The sequence below is a fragment of the Salmonella sp. NW722 genome (assembly GCF_051702785.1).
GTDB classification, from domain to species: domain Bacteria; phylum Pseudomonadota; class Gammaproteobacteria; order Enterobacterales; family Enterobacteriaceae; genus Salmonella; species Salmonella enterica.
Map to the genome: position 1 here is coordinate 370,828 of NZ_JAMMIN010000002.1, position 13,105 is coordinate 383,932.

General features: G+C 52.0%; 12 protein-coding genes. 9 read left to right on the forward strand and 3 right to left on the reverse strand.

What is annotated here, in order from left to right:
• The first annotated feature begins 12 nt into the window (after positions 1–12).
• Together gcvP and NA330_RS06155 are read left to right on the forward strand one after the other, a co-directional pair.
• Positions 13–2,886, forward strand: a complete 2,874-nt coding sequence (gene gcvP, locus NA330_RS06150; RefSeq protein ID WP_017441089.1) for an aminomethyl-transferring glycine dehydrogenase — start codon at positions 13–15, stop codon at positions 2,884–2,886.
• A 455-nt stretch (positions 2,887–3,341) separates the two neighbouring features.
• Complete coding sequence (locus NA330_RS06155; RefSeq protein WP_023202673.1) at positions 3,342–4,235, forward strand: transporter; 894 nt, start codon at positions 3,342–3,344, stop codon at positions 4,233–4,235.
• Between the two features lie 47 nt (positions 4,236–4,282).
• Here the strand turns inward: NA330_RS06155 and bglA are convergent, their stop codons facing one another.
• Positions 4,283–5,716 (reverse strand): 6-phospho-beta-glucosidase BglA, encoded by a 1,434-nt coding sequence (gene bglA, locus NA330_RS06160; protein ID WP_001230140.1) that lies wholly within the window; start codon positions 5,714–5,716, stop codon positions 4,283–4,285.
• A gap of 157 nt (positions 5,717–5,873) precedes the next feature.
• Here bglA and yqfB point away from each other — a divergent pair, with 157 nt between their 5' ends.
• A complete protein-coding gene (yqfB, locus tag NA330_RS06165; RefSeq protein WP_001182976.1) occupies positions 5,874–6,185 on the forward strand; it encodes a N(4)-acetylcytidine aminohydrolase in 312 nt (103 codons plus the stop codon).
• Positions 6,186–6,348: 163 nt separating this feature from the next.
• Positions 6,349–7,008: a PAQR family membrane homeostasis protein TrhA gene (trhA, locus tag NA330_RS06170; RefSeq protein ID WP_000250289.1), complete on the forward strand. Its 660-nt coding sequence runs from the start codon at positions 6,349–6,351 to the stop codon at positions 7,006–7,008.
• Positions 7,009–7,123: 115 nt separating this feature from the next.
• Here the strand turns inward: trhA and ygfZ are convergent, their stop codons facing one another.
• Entirely contained in the window at positions 7,124–8,104 is a 981-nt protein-coding gene (gene ygfZ / locus NA330_RS06175; RefSeq protein ID WP_000874178.1) for a tRNA-modifying protein YgfZ, read from the reverse strand.
• A 249-nt stretch (positions 8,105–8,353) separates the two neighbouring features.
• Between ygfZ and sdhE the strand changes: the two genes are divergently transcribed.
• Together sdhE and NA330_RS06185 are read left to right on the forward strand one after the other, a co-directional pair.
• Entirely contained in the window at positions 8,354–8,620 is a 267-nt protein-coding gene (sdhE, locus tag NA330_RS06180; protein ID WP_000351186.1) for an FAD assembly factor SdhE, read from the forward strand.
• Positions 8,601–9,014, forward strand: coding sequence for a protein YgfX (locus tag NA330_RS06185; RefSeq protein ID WP_000244756.1), 414 nt, complete (start codon positions 8,601–8,603; stop codon positions 9,012–9,014). Before sdhE ends, NA330_RS06185 begins: the two co-directional genes overlap by 20 nt.
• Positions 9,015–9,066: 52 nt before the next feature.
• Here the strand turns inward: NA330_RS06185 and fldB are convergent, their stop codons facing one another.
• Positions 9,067–9,588 carry a flavodoxin FldB gene (gene fldB, locus NA330_RS06190; protein WP_001055885.1) on the reverse strand — a complete coding sequence of 174 codons (522 nt, stop codon included), beginning with the start codon at positions 9,586–9,588 and terminating at the stop codon, positions 9,067–9,069.
• 112 nt (positions 9,589–9,700) lie between these two features.
• Here fldB and xerD point away from each other — a divergent pair, with 112 nt between their 5' ends.
• Genes xerD through recJ form a run of 3 tightly spaced genes read left to right on the forward strand, consistent with a single transcriptional unit; the run spans position 9,701 to position 13,073 of the window.
• Complete coding sequence (gene xerD / locus NA330_RS06195; RefSeq protein WP_000434302.1) at positions 9,701–10,597, forward strand: site-specific tyrosine recombinase XerD; 897 nt, start codon at positions 9,701–9,703, stop codon at positions 10,595–10,597.
• A gap of 23 nt (positions 10,598–10,620) precedes the next feature.
• Positions 10,621–11,334 (forward strand): bifunctional protein-disulfide isomerase/oxidoreductase DsbC, encoded by a 714-nt coding sequence (gene dsbC / locus NA330_RS06200; protein WP_000745614.1) that lies wholly within the window; start codon positions 10,621–10,623, stop codon positions 11,332–11,334.
• Between the two features lie 5 nt (positions 11,335–11,339).
• Positions 11,340–13,073 (forward strand): single-stranded-DNA-specific exonuclease RecJ, encoded by a 1,734-nt coding sequence (recJ, locus tag NA330_RS06205; protein WP_023207156.1) that lies wholly within the window; start codon positions 11,340–11,342, stop codon positions 13,071–13,073.
• Positions 13,074–13,105 lie beyond the last annotated feature (32 nt).

Genomic DNA, 13,105 nt, shown 5'->3' on the forward strand with positions numbered 1-13,105 from the left:
GAACCATCGCCCATGACACAGACGTTAAGCCAGCTTGAAAACCGCGGCGCTTTCATTGAACGCCACATCGGACCGGACGCCGCACAGCAACAAGAGATGCTGAATGCGGTTGGCGCCGAGTCGTTAAACGCGCTGACAGGTCAGATTGTGCCGAAAGACATTCAGCTCGCGACTCCGCCGCAGGTTGGCGAGGCGGCAACCGAATATGCCGCACTGGCGGAATTAAAAGCCATCGCCGGGCGTAACAAGCGCTTCACGTCCTATATTGGCATGGGCTACACCGCCGTGCAGCTACCGCCGGTTATCCTGCGCAACATGCTGGAAAATCCGGGTTGGTATACCGCCTACACTCCTTATCAGCCGGAAGTCTCTCAGGGGCGTCTGGAAGCGCTGCTCAACTTCCAACAGGTGACGCTGGACCTGACAGGGCTGGACATGGCTTCCGCCTCGCTGCTGGATGAAGCGACCGCCGCCGCTGAAGCGATGGCGATGGCAAAGCGCGTCAGCAAATTGAAAAATGCCAACCGGTTCTTTGTCGCCTCTGATGTCCATCCGCAAACTCTGGACGTCGTGCGTACGCGTGCCGAAACCTTTGGCTTTGACGTCATTGTGGATGACGCGGCGAAAGCACTGGATCACCAGGATGTGTTTGGCGTGCTGTTACAACAGGTAGGCACCACGGGCGAAATTCACGACTACAGCGCACTGATTACTGAGCTGAAATCCCGTAAAGTTGTGGTCAGCGTCGCCGCCGATTTTATGGCGCTGGTGCTGCTGACGGCTCCGGGCAAACAGGGCGCGGACATTGTTTTCGGCTCTGCGCAACGCTTCGGCGTACCGATGGGGTACGGTGGCCCGCATGCGGCATTCTTTGCCGCCAAAGACGAATTTAAACGCTCCATGCCAGGCCGTATTATCGGCGTCTCAAAAGATGCGGCGGGCAATACCGCACTGCGCATGGCGATGCAGACTCGCGAGCAGCATATCCGCCGTGAGAAAGCGAACTCCAACATTTGTACCTCGCAGGTACTGCTGGCTAACATCGCCAGTCTGTATGCCGTTTATCATGGACCGGTTGGACTGAAACGCATTGCGAATCGTATCCACCGCCTGACCGATATTCTGGCGGCAGGTCTGCAACAGAAAGGCTTAAAGCTGCGTCATGCGCACTACTTCGACACCCTGTGTGTGGAAGTGGCTGATAAAGCTGCGGTACTGGCGCGTGCGGAAGCGGCAGAGATCAATCTGCGCAGCGATATTCATAACGCGGTGGGTATTACCCTCGATGAAACCACCACCCGTGAGAATGTGGCGCAGTTGTTCAATGTTTTGCTGGGCGACAGCCACGGTCTGAACATTGAAACACTGGATAAAGACGTGGCGCTTGATAGCCGTTCCATTCAGCAAGGTATGCTGCGTGACGATGCGATTCTGACGCATCCGGTATTTAACCGTTACCACAGCGAAACCGAGATGATGCGCTATATGCACTCGCTGGAGCGTAAAGATCTGGCGCTGAATCAGGCGATGATCCCGCTGGGTTCCTGCACCATGAAGCTGAACGCCGCCGCCGAGATGATCCCTATCACCTGGCCGGAATTCGCTGAACTGCACCCGTTCTGCCCGCCGGAACAGGCCGAAGGATATCATCAGATGATTAGCCAGCTTTCTGACTGGCTGGTGAAACTCACCGGGTACGACGCCGTCTGTATGCAGCCTAACTCCGGCGCACAGGGGGAATACGCGGGGCTGCTGGCGATTCGTCACTATCACGAAAGCCGCAACGAAGGGCATCGCGATATCTGCCTGATTCCGGCCTCTGCTCACGGCACTAACCCTGCTTCTGCACATATGGCAGGAATGCAGGTGGTGGTAGTCGCCTGTGATAAGAACGGCAACATCGACCTGGACGATCTGCGGGCAAAAGCAGAACAACATGCTGCGAACCTTTCTTGCATCATGGTGACCTATCCGTCCACCCACGGCGTGTATGAAGAAACGATCCGTGAGGTGTGTGAAGTTGTGCACCAGTTCGGCGGTCAGGTTTACCTTGACGGCGCGAACATGAACGCTCAGGTCGGCATTACCTCACCGGGCTTTATTGGCGCGGACGTTTCGCATCTTAACCTGCATAAAACTTTCTGCATTCCGCACGGCGGCGGTGGCCCAGGCATGGGACCGATCGGCGTGAAAGCGCATCTGGCACCGTTCGTACCGGGCCATAGCGTGGTGCAAATCGAAGGCATGTTAACCCGTCAGGGCGCGGTTTCTGCGGCGCCGTTCGGTAGCGCCTCCATTTTGCCGATTAGTTGGATGTACATCCGCATGATGGGCGCAGAAGGCCTGAAGCAGGCAAGTCAGGTCGCGATTCTTAACGCTAACTACATTGCCAGCCGTCTGAAAGACGCGTACCCGGTACTGTATACTGGTCGCGATGGTCGTGTGGCGCACGAATGTATTCTTGATATTCGCCCATTGAAAGAAGAAACCGGCATCAGCGAGCTGGATATTGCCAAGCGTCTGATCGACTACGGTTTCCATGCGCCAACCATGTCGTTCCCGGTGGCGGGCACGCTGATGGTTGAACCGACGGAATCTGAAGGTAAGGCTGAGCTGGATCGCTTTATCGATGCGATGCTGGCTATTCGCGCAGAGATTGACCAGGTGAAAGCCGGTGTCTGGCCGCTGGAAGATAACCCGCTGGTGAACGCGCCGCACATTCAGAGCGAACTGGTCGCCGAGTGGGCGCATCCGTACAGCCGTGAAGTTGCCGTATTCCCGGCAGGCGTGGCAGACAAATACTGGCCGACGGTGAAACGTCTGGATGATGTTTATGGCGACCGCAACCTGTTCTGCTCCTGCGTACCGATTAGCGACTACCAGTAATTTACTGATTCGACTGTTTTCTAAAGGCGCTTCGGCGCCTTTTCAGCTTGTTAATAAAGTGCGCTTTGTTTATGTCGGATGCAGTGTGAGTGCCTTATTCAGGCTACAAAGTGTTACTAATTCAATATATTACAGTAAATCGTTGGCTCCTGTCAGGCAACCTGGCGTTTGTATCAGTGTATTAGCCAGAATTAAATTACCGGTTTTTTAGAGTCTAATGATTCATTGTGCATCATTTTTACCTTGCTGTTATTTAATCAAAACAACACAGTATATTTACATGTGGTTACAAATAGTTTCTCTCCGGAATCGTTATTTACCTCTCAATATAGTTACAAAAATTTCCGTATATTAAATTCATCAAGTTATTAATTTAAATTATAAATTAAAAATAAGCATAAATAACGTAAATATTTATTAACTTAGCGCTTTGTTTTTTATACCTGGAGGGAATAATGAAACGATTTATATTTCTGCCATTAATGACATGTTTCCTATTAATGAATGCAATGGCAGCTAACGGAGAAAATAATCCCAGTAATCTATTAGGTGCACCAGTTAATACCGCTATTTCTGGTGGTTCAGTATTGCCGGAAGGAAAGTTATTAACCGCCGTGAATAGCTCATTTCGCGATAAAGATCATCAAATCGAGGGGCACGGAAGTCCGGATGTTTACTCCCAGATATGGTTATTGAAGATTCGTTACGGTTTGACCGACAGACTGGAATTATCAACTGTGGGTTCCTATATCAATAACAAACGAGACAATCTGTCTCCTGAGCACATAGAGGGAATGGGCGACCAATCGGTGGGGGTCAATTATGCTTTAATGAGCCAGCGAAGAGGTGATCCGTTTTGGGTTACGGTAGGTGGGGCAGTATTACTACCCACCGGGCAAGATGGAGATAATCATTTGCCTGGGAATAGCGCCTGGGGAGGAAGAGTAACACTCACTTTAACAAAATTATTTACTCCTAACATTAAAGGGGATATGGGTTTTGTATATCAGGGACCATTTGAGCGCGGTAACCAGGACGTGAAACGAGGTAACGAATTCCAGTGGAATACCCAGGTGCGGTATATGTTTAGCGATTTACCGCTGGATCTTGGTCTGGAAAGTGCCTACAGCAATAATGCCTCTGGAACGAAAAAACTGTCTAATGGCAGCGTAATTAATAACCATTCTGGAACTACCGAATGGGTTGTTGGTCCGTCATTTAATATTGCCGTCGATTCACTGAAATTATGGTTTGGTGCCGGAGCCTTCTTCCCGGTAATGCAGGAAGCGAAGTCGCCAACCAAAATGGAAGATGTACGCTGGGAATTTAAAATAGGTAAGACCTGGTAAGACTCGTTCAAAGTGTTACCCGCCGACTGGCGGGTAACGTGCAGGGGTTAAAGCTTCTCGCCGTTGCTGGCAATCACCTCTTTGTACCAGTTGAAGCTTTTCTTACGCGAACGCGACATATCGCCCGTACCGTCATCGTGCTTGTTCACGTAGATGAAGCCGTAGCGCTTGCTGTACTGACCGGTGGTGAACGACACGCAGTCGATGCAGCCCCACGGCGTGTAGCCCATCAGGTCGACACCATCGTAAGTCACCGCTTTTTTCATCTCTTCAATATGGGCGCGCAGGTAGTCAATGCGATAGTCGTCGTTGATGCTGCCATCTTCTTCTACTTTGTCGTAAGCACCAAAACCGTTTTCGACAATAAACAGCGGCTTTTGATAGCGTTCGTACAGTTCACACAATGAATAACGCAGGCCCACCGGGTCAATCTGCCAGCCCCAGTCAGATGCTTTAACATAGGGGTTCGGTACGCTGCCTTCAAAACCGGAAATCGCATCGCCGCTACCGCCTTCGGCTTTGACCGCGTTGGTCATGTAATAACTGAAACCAAGATAATCGCAGGTGCCTTCGCGCAGCACTTCAAGATCGCCATCGTCCATTTTGATGTTAAATCCGCGGCGCTCCCACTCGTTCAACACATAGGACGGGTAATAGCCGCGCAGCTGCACATCGGTAAAGACGTAGCGTTCACGCATCGACTCCTGAGCAAACATCACATCTTCTGGTTTACAGGAGAAAGGATACAGCGCGACCATCGCCAGCATACAACCCACTTTCATCTGTGGATTAATACGACGTGCCGCTTTTACCGCCAGCGCGCTGGCGACAAACTGATGATGTAAGACCTGATACATGGTTTCTTCTGGATTCTCATGCTCGGTATACACCACGCCGGAACAGCAGTAGCCAAACAGCGGCGCGCGCCAGTTTCGCTGGTTGTTAATTTCGTTGAAGGTCATCCAGTATTTGACCTTATGTTTGTAGCGTTCAAACACGACTTCAGCAAAACGGACAAAGAAATCAACGACCTTACGATTGGTCCAGCCGCCGTAGTGCTGTACCAGATGTAATGGCATTTCAAAGTGGGAAAGGGTAATGACCGGTTCGATGTTGTATTTGAGTAACTCATCAAACATGTCGTCGTAGAATTTCAGACCGGCCTCGTTTGGCTGGGATTCGTCGCCATTCGGGAAGATACGCGTCCAGGCAATAGAGGTACGGAAGCATTTGAACCCCATTTCGGCGAAAAGACGGATGTCTTCTTTGTAATGTCCGTAAAAATCCACCGCCTCGTGGTTCGGATAGTATTTGCCAGCAACGACATTCTGGGTGATTTCGCGTGGCACGCCGTGTGCGCCGCCGGTTAGCACGTCGCAGATGCTGGGGCCTTTACCGTCTTTATTCCAGCCGCCTTCAACCTGGTGTGCGGCAACCGCGCCGCCCCATAAAAAATCTTTTGGCAGGGTGAGTTTTCTCATTGTTGCATAATCTCAATTTATTTAGTCTGTTATCATTCATTCTGCACCAAATGGCATGTAAAGCGTACGCAAAATTCCAGGATGCTCGCGTGTCGGGACAAGAACACATTCAGATCGTAACATCCACTTCAAGGGGCCATATTCAGGGGATAACCACATGCAGCCAAACGACATTACTTTCTTTCAACGTTTCCAGAATGACATTCTGGCAGGTCGTAAAACCATCACTATTCGTGATGCCTCCGAGTCCCACTTTAAAGCAGGCGATGTGCTACGCGTGGGACGGTTCGAAGATGATGGCTATTTTTGCACAATCGAAGTGACAGGAACGTCAACTGTGACGCTGGATACGCTGAACGAAAAACATGCGCAACAGGAAAATATGTCGCTTGATGAGCTGAAACGGGTCATTGCTGAAATCTATCCCAACCAGACGCAATTTTATGTGATTGATTTTAAATGCCTTTGATAAACATGAACGCGTGTTAGTTGAGTTTTTGTGATTAACTTATTGAATAATAAACAAAATTTAATTTTGCGGATTTATTTTAGCTAACATGTGTTCACTGGAACCATTCTCAGTTACGCTAGAGACGCAGTTCATCGTTATGAACGTTTCTCCGGAGTAAGTTATGGTGCAAAAACCATTAATGACGCAGGGATATTCGCTGGCTGAGGAAATCGCCAACAGTATTAGCCACGGCATTGGATTGGTATTTGGTATTGTCGGCCTGGTGCTGTTGTTGGTTCAGGCGGTAGAGGCGAATGCGGGTATGACAGCTATCGCCAGCTACAGTTTATATGGCGGGAGCATGATCCTGCTTTTTCTTGCCTCAACGCTTTATCATGCCATTCCTCATCAGCGGGCAAAAATCTGGTTAAAGAAATTTGATCACTGCGCTATCTATCTGCTCATTGCCGGAACCTATACGCCATTTCTGCTGGTAGGTCTGGATTCGCCGCTGGCGCGCGGACTAATGATTGTGATCTGGAGCCTGGCGCTATTCGGTATCCTCTTCAAGTTGACGATTGCGCACCGATTTAAAGTGCTTTCACTGGTTACGTATCTGGCAATGGGCTGGCTGTCGCTGATAGTGGTTTATCAGTTGGCGATTAAGCTGGCGATAGGCGGCGTGACGCTGCTGGCGGTAGGCGGCGTCGTTTACTCGCTGGGCGTAATTTTCTATGTTTGCAAACGCATACCTTATAACCACGCCATCTGGCATGGCTTTGTGCTGGGCGGCAGCGTGTGCCACTTCCTGGCCATCTATTTGTATGTGGGACAGGCGTAATTCCCGGATGCCCGTGCCGGATGGCGGCGCTGTCGTACCTTATCCGGCCTACGAGAGCAGCACGTGCGAGCCTGATGGCGTTGCGCTATCAGGCTATCCGGCTTTTAACGTGATATCACTCTTCCAGCGAGTAAGGCAGCGGGACGATATGCAGGGTGTTGGCATCGTCGCGAACACGGAAGACGCTTTCGGCTTCTAAATCGTTATTCATGACGGCCTGAACCAGTAACTGACCATCGTCCAACTGTGTCGCCGCCAGAATAGCGCCGGTACGACGCCAGTTCTCGCCCATCTGTAGCTCCAGATCTTCTCCTGCTTCCGGTACCCGGCTGGCTTTGCCCGCCAGCAACCAAAGCGCGCGTTTATTGGCGCCGCGGAATTTTGCCCGTGCGACCATCTCCTGTCCGGTGTAGCAGCCTTTCTTGAAGCTGATGCCGCCCAGCGCCTGTAGGTTAGTCGCCTGGGGGATAAACTGACCGCTGTTCGCCGCGTCAATCACCGGAATGCCTGCTTCAATATCCAATGCCAGCCACTGTTGACTGTTATTCAGTTCGGCTTCGCCATGCAACTTCTCCGTTAACATGTTGGCCGTCGCGACATCGGTGACAAGCAGGAATCGTTCCGCAGGATGTTCAAACCATAGCAGCGTAGAGGCGCCGTCTCTGACCACCTGATTTTCGCTATTGGGCAGTACGCTAAAGACATTAGCCAGCGCCGCGCGGGCCTGAAAACCTGCCACGCCAAGCAATACGCGTTCGTCATCCGGCGCGATGACCACTTTGGAAAATACGGCGTACTTTTTCAGCTCCGTTAATTGCGCTTCACGCACGCTACGGCGTTCAATCCAGGCGAAACCGTCGCGCTCACGGAACAGGCGCAGAGTGCTCCACATCTTACCTTTAGCATCGCAGTGGGCGGCGAGAAGGTGTTGCTGTTCAGTCATCTGGCTTACGTCAGCGGTGACCTGGCCCTGAATATACTTTTCACTGTCTACGCCGGTAATGGTCGACAGCGCCCAGTCGTCAAGCGCGATCAGCGTCAGCGGCAGGCGGGCTGACGATGAAGGATGACGCGGTGGAAAGGAGATAAAAGCCATAAATAATGTCCTGGTTAGCTGCAACAATAATGGTTAATGGTAAAAGAGCCATCGGTCATTGCAAGTGCTTTAAATAGCCCATTGAGAGCGGATTGATCGTTTTGCGAGGCGGTATCCAAAATGGATGAACATATTGATTCCCAGCCTTTTATTTCGCGATCGCGTTCCAGATTACTGAGATTCCCGTAAAACAACGCCAAAAACACGTTACAATAGCCCGGTACTTCATTTTCGCGAGGCAGGAAGAACATGGATATTCACAATAAAGCACGTATTCACTGGGCATGTCGTCGCGGTATGCGCGAACTTGATATTTCCATCATGCCGTTTTTTGAACATGAGTACGATAGTTTAAGTGATGAAGAAAAGCGTATTTTTGTCCGTTTGTTGCAGAGTGATGACCCGGATTTATTTAACTGGTTAATGAATCACGGTAAACCGGCTGACGCTGAACTGGAACAGATGGTCCGACTCATTCAGACACGGAATCGGGAACGTGGTCCTGTGGCAATCTGATTTACGCGTCTCATGGCGCGCTCAGTGGATCTCATTGCTCATTCATGGGCTGGTTGCCGCGGTGATTTTATTGATGCCCTGGCCGCTGAGTTATACCCCGTTATGGATGATACTACTGTCACTGGTCGTGTTTGACTGTGTACGTAGCCAGCGCAGGATTAATACCTGCCAGGGAGAGATCAAGCTACTCATGGACGGGCGCTTACGCTGGCAGGGGCAGGACTGGACGCTCTTGCGTCCGCCCTGGTTACTGAAGAGCGGGATGGTGTTGCGTTTACGCGCAGAGTCTGGACGTCATCAGCATTTATGGCTGGCGGCGGATAGCATGGAAGAAGCGGAATGGCGTGAGTTGCGTCGGATACTGTTACAGCAGCCGATATCAGGCCAACACTGACGGAACGGCGTAAACGCGGTTCCGTCGAGAGGGAAATACAGCGAGTAAGGCTTCAGGCGTAGTGTTCGGCCATTTCGCCGAGAATTTGTTCACACCAGGTCTGTATACGCTCATCGCTGAGATCGTACTGGTTCGTTTCATCCAGCGCCAGGCCGACAAACAGTTGCCCATCCGCAATGACCGGTTTATTGCTGGTAAATTCGTAGCCTTCTGTGGGCCAGTAGCCGACAAATTTAACGCCTTTGAGGGCAAGTTTGTCATGCAACATACCCAGCGCATCCAGGAACCACTCACCGTAGCCGAGCTGGTCGCCCATACCGTAAAGCGCAACGATTTTGCCTTCCAGATTGAGATCGTCCAGTTGCTCCCAGACGGCTTCCCAGTCCTCCTGAATTTCGCCAAAATCCCAGGTGGGGATGCCTAAAATGAGCACGTCGTACTGCTCCATTAAGGCGGGGGCGTCATCCTTAAGGTTATGTAATGTCACCAGCTCCGGGCCGAGAATATCGCGAATTTTCTCTGCGGCCATCTCGGTGTAGCACGTGCTGGAACCGTAAAAAAGACCCATGTTCATTACGTTACATCTCGATTCTGCTATAGCGTTGCGGGTAGTGTAACAGAATCGCTGCATTCACGGCACAATGAGGCATAATGCACCCAAAGTCAGCGTGAAGTGGGGAGCGCGAATGGAACAGGATTTAGCGCGTATTGAGCAGTTTCTGGATGCCCTGTGGCTGGAACGAAATCTGGCGGAAAATACATTAAGCGCGTATCGTCGCGATTTATCGATGGTCGTTGCGTGGTTGCATCATCGCGGAAAAACGCTTGCGACGGCGCAGGCTGATGATTTACAAACGCTGCTGGCTGAACGGGTGGAGGGCGGATACAAAGCGACCAGCTCCGCACGCCTGTTAAGTGCTATGCGGCGCTTTTTCCAGCATCTGTACCGTGAAAAGTATCGTGAGGATGATCCGAGCGCGCAGTTGGCCTCGCCTAAGCTTCCGCAGCGTTTACCGAAAGACCTTAGCGAGGCGCAGGTTGAACGGCTCTTGCAGGCGCCGCTTATTGATCAACCTTTGGAGTTGCGCGATAAAGCTATGTTGGAAGTGCTGTATGCCACCGGTTTGCGCGTGTCGGAACTGGTGGGGCTGACAATGAGCGATATCAGTCTGCGGCAGGGCGTGGTGCGGGTTATCGGTAAAGGCAATAAAGAGCGGTTGGTGCCGTTAGGCGAAGAGGCGGTATATTGGCTGGAAACGTATCTGGAGCATGGGCGTCCCTGGTTACTCAATGGCGTATCGATTGACGTATTGTTCCCCAGCCAGCGTGCGCAGCAGATGACGCGGCAGACCTTCTGGCACCGTATTAAACATTATGCGGTACTAGCTGGAATCGATAGCGAAAAACTATCGCCGCATGTTTTACGTCACGCTTTCGCCACGCATTTGCTGAATCACGGCGCCGACTTGCGCGTTGTACAAATGCTACTTGGGCATAGCGATCTTTCGACGACACAAATTTATACGCATGTCGCAACGGAGCGTTTGCGTCAACTTCATCAACAGCACCATCCGCGGGCATGAGTGCTGACAGGAAAGGATAGTTTATGAAAAAGCGTTTTATGATGTTCACTTTACTGGCGGCGGCGTTTTCAGGTGTAGCCCATGCTGATGATGCGGCTATCCGTCAGTCGCTGGCTAAGTTGGGCGTTCAGAGTACGGAAATTCAGGCCTCGCCAGTGGCAGGGATGAAAACCGTCCTCACTCACAGCGGCGTACTGTACGTCACTGATGACGGCAAACATATTATTCAAGGGCCGATGTATGACGTGAGCGGCGCGCATCCGGTAAACGTGACGAACAAACTGCTGATGAGCCAGCTAAATGCGCTGGAAAAAGAGATGATCGTCTATAAAGCGCCGGATGAGAAACATGTCATTACTGTTTTTACCGATATCACCTGCGGCTATTGTCATAAGCTACATGAAGAGATGAAAGATTATAACGCGCTGGGGATCACGGTACGTTATCTGGCTTTTCCGCGCCAGGGGCTGGAAAGCCAGGCGGAGCAGGATATGAAATCTATCTGGTGCGCCAAAGACAAAAACAAAGCGTTTGATGACGCCATGGCAGGTAAGGGCGTGAAACCGGCAAGCTGTGACGTGAACATTGCTGATCATTATGCGTTGGGCGTGCAGTTGGGCGTTAGCGGTACGCCAGCCATTGTATTGAGTAACGGCTATGTGGTGCCTGGCTATCAGGGACCGAAAGAGATGAAAGCGTTTCTTGATGAGCATCAAAAACAGACCAGTGGTAAATAATACGCGTGAAACAACAGAGACAACTTCGTCGGCGCGAGGCTGATGAGACGGCGGAACTCCCCGCCGCTCTTCCTCCATTACTACGACGTTTATATGCCAGCCGGGGCGTTCGTAGCGCCCGCGAACTAGAGCGCAGCGTGAAAGGAATGCTGCCCTGGCAACAGCTTAGCGGCATAGATAACGCGGTGGAGATCCTCTACAACGCCTTTCGCGAAGGTACCCGCATTATTGTTGTTGGCGATTTTGACGCCGACGGCGCGACCAGTACTGCGCTAAGCGTATTGGGAATGCGTGCGTTGGGATGTGACAACATCAGTTATCTGGTGCCTAATCGCTTTGAGGACGGCTACGGTTTAAGCCCGGAAGTGGTCGATCAGGCGAAGGCGCGCGGCGCGCAGCTTATCGTCACCGTAGACAACGGCATTTCATCCCACGCTGGCGTAGCGCATGCAAAGACGTTGGGGATTCCGGTGATCGTGACCGATCACCACCTGCCTGGCGATACATTGCCGGAGGCCGAAGCGATTATTAATCCTAATCTGCGCGACTGCGAATTCCCGTCTAAGTCGCTGGCAGGCGTCGGCGTGGCGTTTTACCTGATGCTGGCGTTGCGAACATTTTTGCGCGACAAAGGATGGTTCGACGAGCGCAACATTGCGCCGCCGAATTTGGCGGAGCTGCTGGATTTAGTGGCGTTGGGAACGGTAGCAGACGTTGTGCCGCTGGACGCCAACAACCGTATTCTGACCTGGCAAGGGCTAAGTCGTATTCGTGCCGGGAAATGCCGTCCGGGAATTAAAGCGTTGCTGGAGATATCGAATCGCGATCCGCAGCAGCTTGCCGCCAGTGATTTAGGCTTCGCGTTGGGGCCTCGCCTGAATGCCGCCGGCAGGCTGGATGATATGTCCGTTGGCGTGGCGTTACTGTTGTGCGACAACCTCGGCGAAGCGCGTGTTCTGGCCAGCGAGCTGGATGCGCTTAACCAGACGCGCAAAGAAATAGAGCAGGGGATGCAGGCGGAAGCGCTTATCCTGTGCGAAAAGCTTGAGCGCAGTAGTGAAACGCTTCCGGGCGGTCTGGCGATGTATCATCCTGAATGGCATCAGGGCGTGGTCGGAATTCTGGCGTCGCGCATTAAAGAGCGTTTTCACCGCCCGGTGATCGCCTTTGCGCCTGCGGGCGACGGCACGCTAAAAGGCTCAGGCCGTTCGATTCAGGGGCTGCATATGCGCGATGCGCTGGAAAGGCTGGATACCCTTTACCCTGATCTGATGATCAAGTTCGGCGGTCATGCGATGGCGGCGGGATTGTCGCTGGAAGAGCATAAATTCGAGCAGTTTCAGCAACGTTTTGGCGAGCTGGTGACGGAATGGCTCGATCCTGCCCTGTTGCAAGGCGAGGTGATCTCCGATGGTCCATTAAGCGCGGCGGAGATGTCTATGGAAGTGGCGCAACTGTTGCGGGATGCCGGACCGTGGGGGCAAATGTTCCCGGAACCGTTATTCGATGGTCGTTTCCGTCTGCTACAGCAGCGTCTGGTGGGCGAGCGTCACCTCAAGGTGATGGTGGAGCCTGTCGGCGGCGGCCCGCTGTTGGATGGCATCGCATTTAATATTGATACGACCTGTTGGCCGGATAACGGCGTGCGGGAGGTAGAACTGGCTTATAAACTGGACATTAACGAGTTTCGCGGCAACCGTAGTTTACAGATTATTATCGATGATATTTGGCCGCTATGATCGGGGCGATTTAACAACACTTTCGCTGTAAT

Coding starts and splice junctions, on each gene's coding strand:
- gcvP (WP_017441089.1), top strand. CDS start 13: ATGACACAGACGTTAAGCCAGCTTGAAAACCGCGGCGCTTTCATTGAA.
- NA330_RS06155 (WP_023202673.1), top strand. CDS start 3,342: ATGAAACGATTTATATTTCTGCCATTAATGACATGTTTCCTATTAATG.
- bglA (WP_001230140.1), bottom strand. CDS start 5,716: ATGAGAAAACTCACCCTGCCAAAAGATTTTTTATGGGGCGGCGCGGTT.
- yqfB (WP_001182976.1), top strand. CDS start 5,874: ATGCAGCCAAACGACATTACTTTCTTTCAACGTTTCCAGAATGACATT.
- trhA (WP_000250289.1), top strand. CDS start 6,349: ATGGTGCAAAAACCATTAATGACGCAGGGATATTCGCTGGCTGAGGAA.
- ygfZ (WP_000874178.1), bottom strand. CDS start 8,104: ATGGCTTTTATCTCCTTTCCACCGCGTCATCCTTCATCGTCAGCCCGC.
- sdhE (WP_000351186.1), top strand. CDS start 8,354: ATGGATATTCACAATAAAGCACGTATTCACTGGGCATGTCGTCGCGGT.
- fldB (WP_001055885.1), bottom strand. CDS start 9,588: ATGAACATGGGTCTTTTTTACGGTTCCAGCACGTGCTACACCGAGATG.
- xerD (WP_000434302.1), top strand. CDS start 9,701: ATGGAACAGGATTTAGCGCGTATTGAGCAGTTTCTGGATGCCCTGTGG.
- dsbC (WP_000745614.1), top strand. CDS start 10,621: ATGAAAAAGCGTTTTATGATGTTCACTTTACTGGCGGCGGCGTTTTCA.